This window comes from Sporosarcina aquimarina (assembly GCF_023715615.1).
GTDB lineage: Bacteria > Bacillota > Bacilli > Bacillales_A > Planococcaceae > Sporosarcina > Sporosarcina aquimarina_A.
The window spans coordinates 59,461-75,882 of the sequence record NZ_JAMBOM010000001.1; the positions used below are offsets into that span (position 1 = coordinate 59,461).

Genomic DNA, 16,422 nt, shown 5'->3' on the forward strand with positions numbered 1-16,422 from the left:
AATGGGGGCATTATCAATCACCGTTTCGGTTTCTTCTGTTCCATTCCTTGTCCCGCTGCTTTTTTCTTTTTCTTCGCTGCATCGTTCTGTCCAATCACGTCAAAATCATCGGGACTTAAATCCATCCCGTATCCGAACTCTTCACGGCCTAGCTGATTTGCTTTCTGTTTACGCTTCTCTTCTTTATCCAATGAAATCACCTCCATTGAAAAGTATGTGCATCCTCAAAAGAATCATCCCCGAACACATCTTAAGAATTTCTTCATACTTTCCCTTCTCAAATGTTAAGAAGTCCCTGTTACAATAAAACTATCGAGCAAGAAAGAGGTGCTGACATGGCAGCAATGACGATTTTAGTGGCCGATGACGACAAAGAAATCCGTGATGGCATAGAGATTTATTTGAAAAACGAAGGGTATCGTGTACTAAAAGCAGCAGATGGACGGGAAGCACTGGATTTACTTGAAACCGAGGAAGTGCACTTACTCATTCTCGACATCATGATGCCCAATATGGACGGCATAACAGCGACTTTCAAAATTCGTGAAGCCCAAAACGTTCCAATCATTATGCTCAGTGCAAAAGTGGAAGAGTCGGATAAAATCCATGGACTTTCTGTCGGTGCGGATGATTACGTTTCAAAACCGTTCCAGCCGATGGAACTGATGGCTCGTGTAAAATCACAATTGCGACGCTACGTCCAGCTCGGTACGTATGATGGTGGAACGACGCTAGAAATTGATGGATTGGTGTTGGACGAAGAAGCAAAAACGGTTACTCTCGAGGGCACTCCAGTCAAATTGACGCCAACCGAATTCAAGATAACAGAGTTGCTTATGAAACATCCCGGACGAGTTTTTTCCATCAATGAAATCTATGAGCGTGTATGGAACGAAGAAGCGTATAATGCTGAAAACATTGTGGCTGTGCACATTCGTAAAATCCGTGAAAAGATAGAAGCAGATCCGAAAAATCCGAGATATGTAAAGGTGGTGTGGGGCGTTGGGTACAAAATCGAGAAATAATACTTCACTTCTCTGGTCTATTGTTTCCATCGTTATTGCGTTCGGAAGTATTGTTTATTGCTTCCCGCATATTACTGACATTGCAAGTGACGGTATCGCCCGAACCACCCGAACGGTAACGTACTTCATCCAAATTATAAAAGGAGGCACCGTGTGATGAAACGTTACACACCGATAATGATATGGGCATTACTAGTTACGGTCGCGGTCAGTGGGCTCGTAACACTAACAAGCAGAGGACCTGAAATAATTTTTAAAAGCTATCCTCAATCTCAACAATTTCAAAATCATCTAACAGATATTTACGACGAACTCGGGCGAACTGTACTGAACCCGATAGATCTGGAAGCAGCCGAGAAGAAACTGTCCGTCACATCTGCTGAAATCGAAGAATACAGGATGTATTACGGCAGCTTGGCAGAACAAATTGATAACATCCAGATGCAATACGAAGATCGCATTCGTGAAGCGGAAGCGAAGGCAACAGTCAAACAGGCGCTCGTGGATGAACGAGATGGGTTAATCGAAGACATCCGAAAGAATTTTGAGGATGATAGCTATGTGGAAGAGAAGATTTTGAGTGGGAAAAAACGTCAATTGGCACAATTGGTACAGGATTATAAAACTAGAACTAGTGCTCTAGGTATCCCGATTGTTTATGATTTGACTCCCGTTGCAGGGGGAGACCCCCACAAGAAAGGGGAAGTTAACGGATCGTTTGGATATGAACGGATGTTTACTGAGAACACAGGATATTTAAAAGTTGCAGGCTTGGATTCTGATTTATATGTTGGCAACTATGAAGTCTCAACGTATAAAGACGAACTGTATAACGTGGCAGGTATTGCATTGTCCAGTGAGGATATAAACGCAATTACTCCTTCTTCTATGCTATATAAAGGTACGGTCGCTGTTCCTTCTTCTGTATTTAATCAAGGTGGTGTGCTCTATGAAGAAGTGAAGGACTACAAATCAATCAAGATTATGCTCATTATGTCAGGGATTGCAGGTATCGGAGCACTTATTGCGCTCTTCACGGTTTACAAGTTTAAATGGACTTGGTTTGTCGATCTTCCATTTACGAAACGTTATGATTCCCTTCGAATCGATTTGAAGGCTGGGATTTTTCTCATCCTATTGTTAAGTCTTTTGAATTTTTCACGGGACGTATCTGGAAGACTGAATAACATGGCAAGCGGGGGCTATGCATTTAGTATTCCGAATGCAGTGTTCATCTTCGCGCTAGGTGCAATCGTCATCGCTTTACTTGCGTTCCAAATCGGAAATGCCATCACGCGTTATCAGGAGCCGGGTATATTGGAAAATGATTTTAAGAACAGTTACACCATGCAACTTGTGGCCAGTGTGAGAGAAGTGTTCTTAAACCGGTCCATAGCAATTCAGACCTTCATTTTGCTTTTTGGTTTCTTTCTTGCGGGAGTTGGATTTATATTCGGTATGTTCGAACCCATGCTCCTTCTGATATATGCAGTTTGTGTGCTATTTCTAGGCTTTCCAGCTCTGTTCATCTACATGCGCCGCATGGGCTATTTGAGCAGAATCCTAAAGGCTACGGACGATATGGCAGCAGGAAGGCTAAACAGTGATATCAAAGTGATGGGTCGTTCACCACTAGCTAAACACGCTGTCAATTTGAATAACCTTCGTGAAGGAGTGGAGCAATCAGTTAGCAGCCAGGCGAAAAGTGAGCGCTTGAAAACCGAATTGATCACCAATGTCAGCCATGATTTACGGACGCCACTCACCTCAATCATCACGTACACGGATTTATTGAAAAACCCAAATTTATCTGATGAAGAGCGCGCGGAATACGTGGATGTATTGGACCGAAAATCACAACGATTGAAAACGCTAATTGAAGATTTGTTCGAAGTGTCTAAAATGTCGAGCGGTACGATGGAATTATACAAACAGCGTGTTGATCTCACGCAACTGGTGCAACAAGCAATTGGGGAGCATACTGAAAAGATGGCTGAAATTCCACTTGATTTTAGGATATCGGTACCTGAAGAACCAATGCCCGCCGTCCTCGATGGACAACGCTGGTGGAGGATGCTTGATAACCTGATTGGCAATGCATTGAAGTACTCGCTCCCGGGAACTCGGGTATTTGTAACGTTGCGTGAGGCCGGTAATATGGCAGAACTAATTATTAAAAACATTACAGCGTATGAGCTGAATGAAAACGTGGACGAATTGTATGAACGGTTTAAACGTGGAGATGCATCGCGCCATACGGACGGTTCTGGTCTCGGACTTGCGATTGCGCAATCGATTGTTGACATGCATGGCGGCACGATGGCAATTGACGTAGATGGAGATTTGTTTAAAGTGACGGTTCGTGTGCCGTTCGCTTGACGGGAAGAGACTGAGGGGGGAAGTTCCTTCAGTCTTTTTACGTTTAACTTTTAGAGTATAGGGAACTGTATAAGGATATCAAGAGCGGTTAATTGAACGAATATAGAGGGAGTGATGGGAATGACCATTAAAGATGGGAACTATCCAAACAAAGAAGACTTGGAACCAAAAGTGCCGAAAAAGGGGAAACCAGCAGGACCTGCGAATGAGTTACCATTGTCTGATCCAGCTGATTCAAACTTCACCCATGAGTTTCTAGAGAACGAACGGGACAAAACCGGGGAGCATGCGCCTTCTATATTTAAGGAAAGTGAAGCGAAGTCCTCTGAGCGTATTCACAATGAAAAAGCCCACGCGGAATGGAACGAATCTAAACGCAACACATAAGCCAGCTGACGCATCCAGTCAGCTGTTTTTTTGTGCTTAGAGGTGAAACAGCTTTGCTACTTCTAGAATAAATCTGTAACCACTATTTTAGAATTGCATAATTAGCAGGTTTACCAATCTCCAATTGTAGGAATAGATGACTAGACTATTTACTAGAATGGAGGATCTTAATGTTTAGAGACCCGTATTATTCAAACCTTTTTAGCTGGCTACCAGATTTACTGCTCGGCATTATTGTACTTATCATCGGTTTTATTATTGCTAAAGTTGCCGAAGGTGCAGTAGTCAAAGCCATGAGGAAGGGTCGCGTGAATGAAAGATTAAATATGCAACATCAAAAATGGAGTGCCGATCGAATCGCCAGTAAAATTGTATTCTTCGGTATTTTACTACTGACCATTCTGATCTTCTTTAATATGATGAACCTCAACACAATTACTTCACCATTCCTGAATGTATTTGCAGGACTTAGCGGTGCGGTACTTGGGATTTTAAAAGCAGGTTTGATCCTGCTACTGGCTTGGGTACTTGCAACTCTTGTGAAAAAACTGATCCTGTCTGCGGGACACAAAGTAAATGTACACAAATACGTCTCTAAAGTAGGCGGTTCTGCAGAGTCTGTTGATAAAGCACATTGGATTTCGACGGCTGCAAACGTTGCGTTCTACTTGATTTTACTTCTGTTTATTCCCGCAGTATTGAATGCGCTTGGATTAAGTGGAGTGAGTGGTCCATTTGAAAACTTGTTAACTGGATTTGTCGCATTTGTCCCTAAGCTTGTTGGTGCGGCACTTATCTTTGTAGTAGGTATTCTTATTGCCAAAATTGTTCGCATGATTGTGACGAAGTTGCTCGAATCAATCGGAACAGACAAAATTGCAAGTAAGTTAAACATGTCGTCTGCTGTGAAAGGGACGAGCATTTCAAAAGTGATTGGAACCATCGTATTCGTTTTAATTTTGATACCGGTTACGATTTCAGCACTTGAAGTACTAGACTTGGAAGGGATTTCACAGCCTGCTATTGCCATGTTGAATGACATCATGGTCATGTTACCGAAAATTATCGTAGCGATTGTATTGATTCTCGTTGGTGTGTTTGTGGCGAAGTGGATGAAGGGCGTTGTGGAAACGTTACTCGCAAATCTCGGTGTGGACTCTCTATCGAATAAGATGGGTGTGAAGTCAACAAACCGTTCTGGCAGTTTTACGGTTTCATCTGTTATCGGAACGATTGTGCAAATTGTAGTCATTCTATTGTTTGTTGTAGAAGCGCTTCAAATTGTACAACTTGCGTTCATGGTGACACTGGCAACTGCGATTTTCGCTTATTTGCCAATGGTCCTTGCTGCTGTACTGATTCTTGCAGTCGGGTTCTGGCTTGCGAACCTTGCAGAGAAATTCATCGGAAGTGTCATGCAAACGAAGCAAGGGAATCCACACATTCTCCGCTACGTGGCGAAATACGCTATCTTAGCGTTTGCATTTTTCATGGCGCTTAGTCAACTTGGTATTGCACCGGCAATTATCAACGCTGCGTTCATCCTCATCTTGGGTGGCGTTGCACTTGCATTCGGTCTTGCTTTCGGACTTGGTGGACGCGATCATGCATCCCGTTACTTGTCTAAAATGGAATCTAGTTTGCAAGATGTAGATGTGTCCAAAGAAAGTTGGGAGCAGCAAAAAGAGGAAATGAAACAAGATGCGGAGCAAGCAAAGCAACAGGCGAAAGACGGAATGGCTGCTACAAAAGCTCAGGTGGAACAAGAAAAGGAACAGATAAAACGAACAACTGAGCAAGCTCCTCCCGTTCCTCCTTCAGACAATATCCCTGGAGATCCGGAAGCTGGTTTAAGAGGTCCTGCGCATTCTGATGTGAATGATCTACCGCCAGCTGAGAAATTTGGAGGAAATGATCCAATTACGTTCACAGATGATGACGTGGATACGGGATATAACGAAGTGGAACCAGGCGAAGATTATCCATATGGTGACCACAATCCGCATAGCCGATTTAACAAAGAAGCTCACGAGCAGTGGAACAACCAAAAGCCTAAAGATGACCAAACTCATTAATACCAATGAGAAACGCACAGTCGGGATATCCCTGACCGTGCGTTTTTCACTGAACTAATTTATGGTGAAATGCATAAATGACCGCCTGGGTACGGTCTTGAACTTCTAGTTTTGAAAGCACATTACTAACGTGAGTCTTGACGGTCTTCAAGGAAATGAACAGCTCATCTGCGATTTCCTGATTGGACTTTCCTTGTGCAAGGAGCAACAAGGTTTCTAGTTCACGCTGCGTCAACTGTTCATGTAGAGGTTGGTCAGATCCGACACTCCTCATTTTTTCCATCATTTTGACCGTCACTTCCGGTTCCAGAACAGTTTGGCCTTGGACGGTCTCTCGGATGGCTTGGGCAATTCGCTTAGCATTCGACGTCTTCAAAATATAACTGGCAGCACCTGCTTCGAGCGCTGGATAGACTTTATCGTCATCTAAAAAACTCGTAACGACAATGATTTTTGCTTCTGGCCATTGTTGAATAATTGCTTTTGTTGCTTCTGCACCGGTCATGATAGGCATGACCATGTCCATTAAAATGATGTCCGGCCGTAATTCAAGTGCTTTTTTAACCGCCTCTCCGCCGTCGATCGCTTCTCCAACGACTTCCATATCAGGTTGAGTCCCTAAATAGGCAGATACCCCTATGCGAACCATTTCATGATCATCTGCGAGTAGTACGCGTATCATGGGTTTCCTCCTCCTCTGTCAAAACCGGTAATTTCACTTCTACTATCGTTCCTTGCGAAGGGACGGATACAATTTTGCAAACGGCCCCAATTTCAACGGCACGCTCTTTAACATTTTGAAGACCATACGAGCCACCTTTACCGCCTGAATCACTAAATCCGACTCCGTTATCTTGTACACGGAAAATCGCCAGTTCCTCCCGTTCGATGAAGACTACATCGACTTCCGTTGCTTGTGCATGGCGGAGGGTGTTCGACAAGGTCTCTTGTGCAATGCGGAACAAATGATCTTCTGCACCTTTTGAAAGAGGAACATCTTCCAGTCGGAATCGAATGGTGAACGTTACTTTTTCGCTCAGTTCCGTCAGCAATTCCTCAAGTCCTTCTTTAAGAGATTTGCTATTGAGAACTGCAGGCCGTAAATGAAGCAGTAATGCGCGCATCTCGAGTTGCGCTTGTTGCACCATTCGTTCCACTTGGAGCAATGGTTTTTGGAACGATGTTTCATCGGGGTGTTCGGTAAGTGATGACAACAGCATCGATGCTGCGAACAATTGCTGGGAGACGGAATCATGAAGTTCGCGAGCGAGACGCTGACGCTCTTCAATCAGTCGCTCCTGAATGAGTTGGTCTTGGTCCTCAGCCCGTTGGTCGGTAATCCTCTGTAAACTTCGTTTTTGCGTCTCCAATACTTCCGATACAGAAGCGATGGTGCGATTTAGCTTGCGAGAGATGCTTTTATTCGAACGGGCAGTACCTTCTTCTGCGAGCTGGTTAAGTGTGCGTTCAATTGACTTTTCCTTTGAGCGTGCAATGTTATAAATCCAGTATGAAAAAAACCAGCCGAGAGTAATTGGGATAACGAGCAACCAAATTCCAACAGGCACATCCAGGAAGTTTTCTTTATATAGAGATTGCCATTCGAGAGATGGAGTGTATTCAATGATGTAATAAACCCCACCAGCACAAACTACGGTAAATAGTGTGGAAAGTAGAATTCCACGCCAAAAGAGTCCGGTCATTTTCGAATCACCTCGACATCCCCAAAACGGACAGATAGTGAGATGATGAGTTCCGCTTCTGTACCAATTGCGCGATCATATCCATCTTTCATATGGATGGATTCATTTAGCAATCGCTTAGGGGTTAAATCAAACAGGCGACATTCACCAAATAAGACGGAGCAATGGATGCGCACGGGCAAATCGTACGGCAATTCGATTTTAACACGACCAAATTCTTGCCGGATGGAAATGAAGGAAGTTTGCTTCGGCAGCACCGTGTCTGTCACATCGATATAGAAGTCTCCAACGACTCCTTGTACGTGAACGTCTTGCCATTCATAGGATGTGAACGGGGTCGACTGGCTGGAGAAGAGTCGATCTTTCCAAATACCGTTCTGTGTTTCCCGAGTTGTTTCTTTTAGAGGACGCATGATCTCTTCTGCAGGCGTCCCTTTCCACAATCGGAAGACCAGATAAATCAGCATGCCGAAAATGAGTAAACGCAAACTCCATAACGAGAGCAAGGCAATCACGATAAAAATGCCACCTGTTATAACGAGCCATTTCGAGCGACGCTGAAGCCCGAAGTACATGGCAATGGCACCGAGAAAGAAGAAGATGACGTTCCCGTTTCCAAACAAACCAGCTTCCACAAATACAAGGAGCGCAAACCCCATAACCCACAATGTAGTCCGTTCTGTTTTGCTCCTCTTCATTCTGCTTCCACTCCTTTCTCGATGTCAGTACTTTACTGAGGGTAGAGGCTCAATATACACGTAGTTACCCGCTCGTTTCGTGAGGCGACCCGCTCGTTTCGTGAGGGAACCCGCCCATTTCGCGAGGAGACCCGCCCGTTTCGTGAGGGACCCGCCCGTTTCGTGAGGCGACCCGCTCGTTTAGTGAGGGAACCCGCTCGTTTCGCGAGGGACCCAGCTCGTTTCGCAAGGAGACCCGCCCGTTTCGCGAGGGGACCCGCCCGTTTCGTGAGGGAACCCGCTCGTTTCGCAAGGAGACCCGCCCGTTTCGTGAGGGAACCCGCTCGTTTCGCAAGGCGACGCGCTCGTTTCGTGAGGGAACCAGCTCGTTTCGCGAGGGGACCAGCTCGTTTCAAGAGGGAACTCGCCCATTTCGCGAGGGGACCCGCCCGTTTCGTGAGGAGACCCGCCCGTTTCGCAAGGTAACCCGCTCGTTTCGTAAGGCGACCCGCTCGTTTCGTGAGGGAACCCGCTCGTTTCGCAAGGCGACCCGCCCATTTCGTGAGGGAACCAGCTCGTTTCGCGAGGCGACCCGCTCGTTTCACGAGGGAACTCGCCCGTTTCGCGAAGCGACGCGCCCGTTTCGCGAGGGAACGCGCCCATTTCGTGAGGCGACGCGCTCGTTTAGTGAGGGAACGCGCCCATTTCGCGAGGCGACCCGCCCGTTTAGTGAGGGAACCCGCTCGTTTCGCAAGGTGACCCGCTCGTTTCGCAAGGCGACCCGCCCGTTTAGTGAGGGAACCCGCTCGTTTCGTGAGGCGACCCGCCCGTTTCGCGAAGCGACCCGCTCGTTTAGTGAGAGAACGCGCCCATTTCGTGAGGCGACCCGCCCGTTTAGTGAGGGAACCCGCTCGTTTCGCGAGGCGACGCGCTCGTTTCACGAGGGAACCCGCCCGTTTCGCAAGGAAGCCCGCTCATTTCACGAAAGAAACCCGCCCGTTCAGCAGGGTAATCCTCTCACGTTCAGAAAAAAGAACTGCCGAGCGGTCAAGGATGTCCCTGATCACCCGGACAGCTCCTTGCTGTCTTTTCAGTTTACACGATTTTCTCGATGGTTGCTTCTTCTGCCGTCAAATCGTCTAGACGACGTCGCATGGAGGCGATGTCATCGTCTTTGGAGGAAGTCCGATTCACGGGTTCGACAGATGAAGAATCGAGATCTGCCGAGAAAATACGATCCATCCGGCTGTTTGCCCGTTTTGCATTCTCTTCCCCCATTAACTTCAAGCGGCGGACTTGCATATCTTTCACTTTGTGCTTCATGCTTTCAAAACGTCGTTCCAATGCAATCATGGACTCCGTCGTTTCTGTTTCAAGAGAACGCAATTCGTCACGGCGTCGACTATAGGCTTCGGCCTCATCTTTCGCGTAGTTAATAAGCGCTTCGTCTCCGGTTGCTTCAGCTAAAGAGAGTTGTTCAGTTCGTTTGTCCGTTAGCTGTTCTGCTTCAAGTAGTTCCTTTGCGATTTCATCGCGCAAAATTCGTTGACGCTCCAATAATTTCCCGACTGCTTTCGTTTGCTGCTCGGCTTCCTTGATGGTTTCATTTAACACATCTGCGGCATTTTGTGTATTGCGTTTTGCTGATAATTGCTCAAGATCCTCTTGTACGGCAAATTTGAATTTATACCATAGTTCATTCATCAAAAGCCCTCCTTATTTATTGAATTCGTTCCATTGTTTTTCAAACTTTGCGAACGGGTCTGCATCGATTACATTGCTGTTTGTACGTTGGTTTAATTTCCATTTGCGCCATGCATAGTAAACTCCGGCTGCAGCAAGAAGTCCGATGAATGCAGGGATGTTTGAAATTCCTGTTAGTACTCCAACTAACATGATGATTCCCCACAGAATACGGCCGATTGTTGAGTCACTTTTACGGAAGTAGTGCCAACCGAAAACTGCGGCAGCTGCTGAAAGTGCCAGTGCTACGATCGACCCGATATTGGCAACTGCTACAATCGCGGCGATTATTCCGAAGACAATAAGTAAAAAATTTTTCATAATTGGTTGTGCCTCCCTTCGTTTGTACCCTAATGATAAGGCGGAATAGAATTTATCCAAACAGGCTTGGTGTGGAGTTTCGTCTCATACTTTAGGCTGAGATCTTAACGAGACTATGAAACAACAATTGAAACCGCTTTCAATAATTGATATAGTTATTAGAAAACTAGGACTATTTTAATGCGAAGGAAGTGTCGTAATGAGAGAGACTGTAATCGTAGCAGGCGTAAGGACACCAGTAGGAAAAAGGAAAGGAAGTCTCGCCAACACTCGACCAGATGAACTTGCGGCGCTTGTTTTGGATGAACTGATGGAGCGGGCGGGCGTTGCAAAAGAAGAAACGGACGATGTCATTTTTGGGTGTGTCACACAATCAGGTGAACAAGGTGGAAATATCGCACGTACAGCTGCGCTCATCGGTGGATTTCCGATAACTGTTCCAGGAGTGACGATTGACCGTCAGTGTGGATCGAGTCAACAAGCGGTACACTTCGCTTCACAGGCAATTGCAAGCGGAGATATGGACGTCGTGATAGCGGGTGGAGTGGAAAGTATGACGCGTGAGCCGATGTTCTCCAATTTGCATGTCGCAAAGCCTAGCGGGAAATTGATGTCACAGTATGAAATCATCAATCAAGGATTGTCTGCCGAACGGATTGCAACAAAATGGAAGCTATCGCGTGAGACGCTTGATCAGTTTGCATATGATAGCCACCAAAAAGCCATGCAGGCAATCGATGGAGGACGGTTCGATGAAGAGATCGTTCCCGTTGCTGTTATGGACCAAGAAGGAAATTCGAAACTATTTTCTATAGATGAAGGACCTCGACCTGAGTCGACGCTAGAAACGCTGGCTGAATTAAAAACGGTATTTGATGAACAAGGCGTCATTTCAGCAGGAAACGCGAGTCAAATGAGTGATGGGGCATCGGCAGTGTTACTCATGAGCCGGGAAAAGGCCGAAGAACTTGGCGTCAAGCCGATTGCGCGGATTGTGGCCCGTACAGTAGTCGGTTCAGATCCGACCCTTATGCTAACGGGTCCGATTGAAGCGACCCATCAGGTGTTGAAGAAATCGGGGTTGACGATTGACGACATGGACCTCTATGAAGTGAATGAAGCGTTTGCGCCTGTACCACTTGCATGGCTCGCAGAAACGGGAGCGGATAGTAAGAAATTGAACGTAAATGGCGGAGCGATTGCACTCGGCCATCCCCTTGGTGCAACGGGGACAAAGTTGCTTGTATCGCTGATGCACGAATTAAAACATTCCGGAGGACGTTATGGGTTACTCGCGATTTGTGAGGGAATGGGAATGGCCAATGCAACAATTATTGAAATGATTTAATCCCAGTGAAAAGGGAGGTTAATATAAATGAAGCGCTATCGTTTTGAGACGGAAGAACATGTGTTATTCAGAAAGACGCTTCGGAAATTTCTAGAAAAGGAAGCAGTACCACTTTACGACGAATGGGAACAGCAGCGTCTTGTGCCAAAACCGTTTTGGAGGAAGCTTGGTGAGATGGGATTTCTTTGCCCTCAAATTGACGAACAATATGGTGGATTGGGATTGGATTTTAGCTACGGTGTTATTATCGGCGAAGAGATGGAAAGAGTCGGTGCAGGTTTGACAGGAATTGGTTTGCATAATGACATCGTTGTTCCATATATTGAATCGTACGGGACAGACGAGCAGAAGGTGCGTTATTTACCTGGATGTCTGACGGCTGACTTCATCACCGGAGTAGCCATGACGGAACCAGGGACAGGATCAGACTTAGCGAATGTCCAGACGAGTGCTCGTAGGGAAGGCGAATTCTATATTGTGAATGGTCAAAAGACGTTCATTACGAATGGAGTTAACGGCAATCTGTTCTTGACAGTTGTCAAAACGGACTTCCAAGCTAAGCCAAGGCATCGTGGAATCAGCCTTCTGCTCATTGAAGAAGGAATGGAGGGATTCACAAAAGGGCGTAAGCTGGACAAAGTCGGGATGCATTCCCAAGATACGGCAGAGCTCTATTTTGAAGATTGTAAAGTGCCTGTTGTCAATCTGATTGGCGAGGAAAACAAAGGCTTTCACTACTTAATGCAAAAGTTGCAGCAAGAGCGTCTCATTGTTGCACTATCTGCACAAACGGCTTCAGAAGACATGTTAGAGATGACGCTTGAGTATGTGAAGGAACGGCATGCATTCAGCAAGCCGATCGGATCGTTTCAAAACACACAGTTCAAGTTGGCGGAAGTGGCAACAAAAGTGGAACTTGGAAAGACCTTCTTGGAGTCATTAATTGAAGAGCATATGAGCGGTTCGGATGTCGCCATAAAAGTATCGATGGCGAAATACTGGATTACGGAAAGTGCACGGGAAATTGCAACAGAGTGCATGAAATTGTACGGTGGGTATGGTTATATGGAAGAGTATAAAATTGCCCGACGCTATCGAGACATCCCCGTAACGTCGATTTACGCAGGAACAAACGAAATTATGAAAGTGATCATCGCTAAAAATCTCGGTCTTTAATTCATAAGTATGACATGCGCATGACCAATTTAATGGACAAAGGGAGCTGGCCATAATGATGCAAACACCACTCAATTTAACGTCGTTCATCCGACGTGCTGAACAGTTTTTCCCGGAGAAGCTCATCATTTCACGGACCGCAGCAGATACAATCCACCGCATTCCATATCGCGAATTTGCAAAACGGACGCGGAAGCTTGCAGACGCACTGACGAAACTAGGAATGCAGCACGGAACGAAAGTGGCGACGTTTGGTTGGAACCACCATCGTCATCTAGAAGCCTACTTTGGTGTGCCTTGTACCGGTGCGATTTTGCATATGGTCAATATCCGCTTATCTCCTGAGCATATTGCGTATGTCATCAACCATGCAGAAGACGAAATTCTCTTAGTGGACGATAATTTGTTCCCGCATCTTGAGAAGTTGGCTCCGCTTTTGAAAACAGTGAAACACTATGTCATTATGGGCGACAGTAAAGAAGTACCAGAGACGAACTTGCCGAATGTCTATGCTTACGAAGCACTTCTCGACGATGCTTCGGACACATTCGAATTTCCTGAGGACTTGGATGAAAACACGCCGGCGGGCATGTGTTATACGTCCGCAACAACAGGCAATCCGAAAGGGGTCGTTTACACGCACCGTGGGATTGTGCTTCATAGTTATGCTCTCGGACTAGCAGATGCAATGGGACTGCATGAGCGAGATGTCATCATGCCCGTCGTACCAATGTTCCATGTCAATGCTTGGGGGCTGCCGTTTGCTGCTGTCTTCTTTGGTTCTACACAAGTGCTCCCAGGGCCAGGAATTATCCCGGATTTATTGCTAGATTTGATCGAACAAGAAAAGGTGACGCTGACAGCAGGGGTACCGACAATTTGGCTAGCTGTATTGAAATCTCAAGATGCCAAACCACGTGATCTGTCTTCGTTACGCGCGGTTGTCTGTGGCGGTTCGGCTTCGCCGAAAGGGTTGATTCGCGCATTTGAGGAACGTTATCAGGTTCCGTTCATTATTGGATACGGCATGACAGAAACCTCGCCACTTGTTAGTTTGTCGGTTTTGACATCGGAAATGGATGACGTCACGTTGGATGAAAAGATTGATATTCGTGCGTTGCAAGGTCTTGTGATGCCTGGATTGGATGTGAAGATTGTCAACGAAAATGGTGAAGTTCCATGGGATGGCAAGACGATGGGTGAGCTCGCGGTGCGAGGACCATGGATTGCGAATGAATACTATAAAGATGAACGGACATCAGAGGCATTCCGTGACGGTTGGCTGTATACAGGAGATATTGCGGTCATGACGGACTTCGGCTACTTGAAACTGACGGATCGGACGAAAGATTTGATTAAGAGTGGTGGCGAGTGGATTTCATCCGTAGACTTGGAGAATGCGCTCATGTCACATGATGCTGTGTTTGAGGCAGCGGTAATTGCAGTGCCGCATGAGAAGTGGCAAGAACGTCCTCTTGGCTGTGTCGTATTGGCGGACGGTCGGGAAGCGAATGAGGCCATGAAGGCGGAACTTCTGGAGTACATGGAAGGGCAATTTGCAAAGTGGTGGGTCCCGGATGACATCATCTTTATGGAAGAGATTCCGAAAACCTCTGTCGGGAAGTTCTTGAAAGCCGAGTTACGCAAACAACTGGTTGTATCGAAGTAAGTGTGGAGAATGAAGCCCGTCTGGCGAAGAGTGCTGGACGGGTTTTGTTGTGCTGAAGTCATAGAATGGAAGCTTGTTTCGTAAACTAATAGAGATTGGGCGAAACTTGTAACGGGGGATGTCGTCTATATGACAAGCTAGGCGAGAAGGGTATGATGAGCATTCGGGATTTATGAGCGGAATGCTTTGGTTATGATCAGATTTCGGGATTTATGAGCAGAATGCTGGGGTTATGATCAGATTTCGGGATTTATGAGCAGAATGCGTGGTTTATGATCAGAATCTGTCATTTGTGAGCGGAATCCAAGTTTTATGATCATACTCAGTGTTTTATGAGCATTTCCCCTATGATGTAGGAGCAATTGTAATGGGCGATATGGAGTTTCGCGACAACGAGTGACGGGAGGGTGTGGATGGAAGAGTGGATTATGGAGTTGTTGGCGGAATATGGCTATTATGGCGTGCTTGCACTCATCTTAGTGGAAAACCTGTTTCCTCCGATTCCCTCTGAACTGATTTTGACATTCAGTGGTTTTTTAGTGGCATCCCACAGTCTATCAATGGGATGGATGATTGCGGCGGCTACGACCGGATCAGTAATCGGAGCCATGTTCCTATATGGTATCGGCATGTTTCTTGACGTTCCCCGGCTCGAACGACTTACAGATCAATATGGTCGTTGGCTCAGGCTGAAGCGGAAGGATATTCGTCGGGCGGATGCATGGTTTCACAAGTATGGACCTTGGACGGTGTTCTTTTGTAGAATGATTCCGCTTGTTCGTAGTCTCATTTCGATACCAGCCGGAATGTCTGGGATGAACTTCCCTCTTTTCATCATACTCACGACTTTAGGAAGTCTGGTTTGGAACAGTGTACTCATTTTCACAGGGGTCAAGCTTGGGGCGAACTTTGAATCGGTCCTCGGATATATGGACATCTATTCAAACGTTGTGTATATTTTAATAGGAATTGGCGGAGTGGTCGCATGCATCTCGTATGTCAGACTTCGCAGAAAGTGGGTATAATCAACTATGGATTTATTTGAACTTTTAAAAGCGCTTCTGTTAGGATTTGTTGAAGGAATGACGGAGTTTGCGCCTGTTTCGTCCACGGGGCATCTAATTATCGTAGATGACATGTGGTTGAAAAGTGAAGAATTTCTTGGGAAATATCCTTCTATCACATTTAAAATTGTCATTCAACTCGGTTCAATACTAGCCGTTGTTGTCGTGTTTTGGAAGCGGCTATTCAGTTTAGTCGGTCTTTATAAAGTAGATGGTCAAAAGGCGAGCAAAAGTTTCAACTTGCTTCACGTGATCGTTGGTATGTTGCCTGCTGTAATCTTAGGATTTGCTCTAAAGGATTTGATCGATGACTATTTGTTTGGCGTTGAAACGGTTATCGTCGCGCTTGTCGCAGGTGCGATTCTCATGATCGCGGCTGACCGATTCGGACCCAAGACTCCACGCGTAACAACTCTTGACCAAATTACATACCGTCAAGCCTTTACCGTTGGACTCGTTCAATGTTTGTCACTATGGCCAGGATTTTCACGATCAGGAGCCACGATTTCTGGTGGTGTATTATTTGGGATGAACCATAGAACCGCAGCGGACTTTACGTTCATCATGGCGGTTCCAATTATGATGGGTGCCAGTCTCGTTTCTGTGATGAAAAACTGGGAGTACCTATCGATGGATCATATCTCGTTCTATGTCGTAGGATTCATCAGCGCATTCGTGTTCTCGCTGCTGTCAATCCGATTCTTCCTGAAACTGATCTCGAAGATCAAACTCGTTCCATTTGCAATCTATCGTATTGTATTAGCGATTATTTTAGCGATTATCGTATTCGTCTAAGAAGCATACCCGCTCACAAAGCGGGTTGCTTCTTTTTTCATACTTGCATTTAATTTCTCT

The 16,422-nt window shown here is 45.9% G+C and carries 16 protein-coding genes; 9 read left to right on the forward strand and 7 right to left on the reverse strand.

Annotated elements, in window-relative coordinates:
• Nucleotides 1–17: 17 nt before the first annotated feature.
• Entirely contained in the window at nt 18–191 is a 174-nt protein-coding gene (locus tag M3197_RS00300) for a hypothetical protein (protein WP_285851000.1), read from the reverse strand.
• 144 nt (nt 192–335) lie between these two features.
• Between M3197_RS00300 and M3197_RS00305 the strand changes: the two genes are divergently transcribed.
• The 4 genes from M3197_RS00305 to M3197_RS00320 all read left to right on the forward strand — a co-directional run bounded on the left by M3197_RS00305 (nt 336) and on the right by M3197_RS00320 (nt 5,866).
• The gene (locus tag M3197_RS00305; protein WP_025783152.1) at nt 336–1,025 is read left to right on the forward strand and encodes a response regulator transcription factor; all 690 of its coding nucleotides are present in this window, start codon (nt 336–338) and stop codon (nt 1,023–1,025) included.
• Between the two features lie 156 nt (nt 1,026–1,181).
• Nucleotides 1,182–3,404: a sensor histidine kinase gene (locus M3197_RS00310; RefSeq protein ID WP_251658033.1), complete on the forward strand. Its 2,223-nt coding sequence runs from the start codon at nt 1,182–1,184 to the stop codon at nt 3,402–3,404.
• Nucleotides 3,405–3,524: 120 nt separating this feature from the next.
• A complete protein-coding gene (locus tag M3197_RS00315; RefSeq protein ID WP_251658034.1) occupies nt 3,525–3,791 on the forward strand; it encodes a hypothetical protein in 267 nt (88 codons plus the stop codon).
• A gap of 170 nt (nt 3,792–3,961) precedes the next feature.
• Entirely contained in the window at nt 3,962–5,866 is a 1,905-nt protein-coding gene (locus M3197_RS00320) for a mechanosensitive ion channel (protein WP_251658035.1), read from the forward strand.
• Between the two features lie 46 nt (nt 5,867–5,912).
• Here M3197_RS00320 and M3197_RS00325 read toward each other — a convergent pair whose 3' ends face one another.
• The 6 genes from M3197_RS00325 to M3197_RS00350 form a co-directional block, all read right to left on the reverse strand.
• Nucleotides 5,913–6,548 carry a response regulator gene (locus M3197_RS00325; protein WP_251658036.1) on the reverse strand — a complete coding sequence of 212 codons (636 nt, stop codon included), beginning with the start codon at nt 6,546–6,548 and terminating at the stop codon, nt 5,913–5,915.
• On the reverse strand, nt 6,523–7,569 hold the full coding sequence (locus M3197_RS00330) for a sensor histidine kinase (protein ID WP_251658037.1): 1,047 nt from the start codon (nt 7,567–7,569) through the stop codon (nt 6,523–6,525). Before M3197_RS00330 ends, M3197_RS00325 begins: the two co-directional genes overlap by 26 nt.
• Entirely contained in the window at nt 7,566–8,267 is a 702-nt protein-coding gene (gene liaF, locus M3197_RS00335; RefSeq protein WP_251658038.1) for a cell wall-active antibiotics response protein LiaF, read from the reverse strand. Before liaF ends, M3197_RS00330 begins: the two co-directional genes overlap by 4 nt.
• A 32-nt stretch (nt 8,268–8,299) precedes the next feature.
• Nucleotides 8,300–9,187: a hypothetical protein gene (locus tag M3197_RS00340; RefSeq protein WP_251658039.1), complete on the reverse strand. Its 888-nt coding sequence runs from the start codon at nt 9,185–9,187 to the stop codon at nt 8,300–8,302.
• Nucleotides 9,188–9,341: 154 nt separating this feature from the next.
• Nucleotides 9,342–9,950: a PspA/IM30 family protein gene (locus M3197_RS00345; RefSeq protein ID WP_251658040.1), complete on the reverse strand. Its 609-nt coding sequence runs from the start codon at nt 9,948–9,950 to the stop codon at nt 9,342–9,344.
• Between the two features lie 12 nt (nt 9,951–9,962).
• The gene (locus M3197_RS00350; RefSeq protein WP_251658041.1) at nt 9,963–10,310 is read right to left on the reverse strand and encodes a lmo0954 family membrane protein; all 348 of its coding nucleotides are present in this window, start codon (nt 10,308–10,310) and stop codon (nt 9,963–9,965) included.
• A gap of 199 nt (nt 10,311–10,509) precedes the next feature.
• On the opposite strand from M3197_RS00350, the gene M3197_RS00355 reads away from it, so the two are divergent.
• From M3197_RS00355 to M3197_RS00375, 5 genes are all read left to right on the forward strand, one after another.
• Nucleotides 10,510–11,658, forward strand: coding sequence for a thiolase family protein (locus tag M3197_RS00355; RefSeq protein WP_251658042.1), 1,149 nt, complete (start codon nt 10,510–10,512; stop codon nt 11,656–11,658).
• 27 nt (nt 11,659–11,685) lie between these two features.
• On the forward strand, nt 11,686–12,834 hold the full coding sequence (locus M3197_RS00360) for an acyl-CoA dehydrogenase family protein (RefSeq protein ID WP_251658043.1): 1,149 nt from the start codon (nt 11,686–11,688) through the stop codon (nt 12,832–12,834).
• 55 nt (nt 12,835–12,889) lie between these two features.
• Nucleotides 12,890–14,503, forward strand: coding sequence for a long-chain fatty acid--CoA ligase (locus M3197_RS00365; protein ID WP_251658044.1), 1,614 nt, complete (start codon nt 12,890–12,892; stop codon nt 14,501–14,503).
• Nucleotides 14,504–14,916: 413 nt separating this feature from the next.
• Nucleotides 14,917–15,528, forward strand: coding sequence for a DedA family protein (locus M3197_RS00370; RefSeq protein WP_251658045.1), 612 nt, complete (start codon nt 14,917–14,919; stop codon nt 15,526–15,528).
• Nucleotides 15,529–15,534: 6 nt separating this feature from the next.
• Nucleotides 15,535–16,362, forward strand: a complete 828-nt coding sequence (locus M3197_RS00375) for an undecaprenyl-diphosphate phosphatase (protein WP_251658046.1) — start codon at nt 15,535–15,537, stop codon at nt 16,360–16,362.
• Nucleotides 16,363–16,422: the final 60 nt, after the last annotated feature.

Bases quoted from the DNA above. Each gene is read 5' to 3' on its own strand.
- M3197_RS00310 (WP_251658033.1), top strand. From the start codon at position 1,182: ATGAAACGTTACACACCGATAATGATATGGGCATTACTAGTTACGGTC.
- M3197_RS00315 (WP_251658034.1), top strand. From the start codon at position 3,525: ATGACCATTAAAGATGGGAACTATCCAAACAAAGAAGACTTGGAACCA.
- M3197_RS00330 (WP_251658037.1), bottom strand. From the start codon at position 7,569: ATGACCGGACTCTTTTGGCGTGGAATTCTACTTTCCACACTATTTACC.
- M3197_RS00345 (WP_251658040.1), bottom strand. From the start codon at position 9,950: ATGAATGAACTATGGTATAAATTCAAATTTGCCGTACAAGAGGATCTT.
- M3197_RS00375 (WP_251658046.1), top strand. From the start codon at position 15,535: ATGGATTTATTTGAACTTTTAAAAGCGCTTCTGTTAGGATTTGTTGAA.
- M3197_RS00370 (WP_251658045.1), top strand. From the start codon at position 14,917: ATGGAAGAGTGGATTATGGAGTTGTTGGCGGAATATGGCTATTATGGC.
- M3197_RS00350 (WP_251658041.1), bottom strand. From the start codon at position 10,310: ATGAAAAATTTTTTACTTATTGTCTTCGGAATAATCGCCGCGATTGTA.
- M3197_RS00355 (WP_251658042.1), top strand. From the start codon at position 10,510: ATGAGAGAGACTGTAATCGTAGCAGGCGTAAGGACACCAGTAGGAAAA.
- M3197_RS00365 (WP_251658044.1), top strand. From the start codon at position 12,890: ATGATGCAAACACCACTCAATTTAACGTCGTTCATCCGACGTGCTGAA.
- M3197_RS00320 (WP_251658035.1), top strand. From the start codon at position 3,962: ATGTTTAGAGACCCGTATTATTCAAACCTTTTTAGCTGGCTACCAGAT.
- M3197_RS00305 (WP_025783152.1), top strand. From the start codon at position 336: ATGGCAGCAATGACGATTTTAGTGGCCGATGACGACAAAGAAATCCGT.
- M3197_RS00325 (WP_251658036.1), bottom strand. From the start codon at position 6,548: ATGATACGCGTACTACTCGCAGATGATCATGAAATGGTTCGCATAGGG.
- M3197_RS00360 (WP_251658043.1), top strand. From the start codon at position 11,686: ATGAAGCGCTATCGTTTTGAGACGGAAGAACATGTGTTATTCAGAAAG.
- liaF (WP_251658038.1), bottom strand. From the start codon at position 8,267: ATGAAGAGGAGCAAAACAGAACGGACTACATTGTGGGTTATGGGGTTT.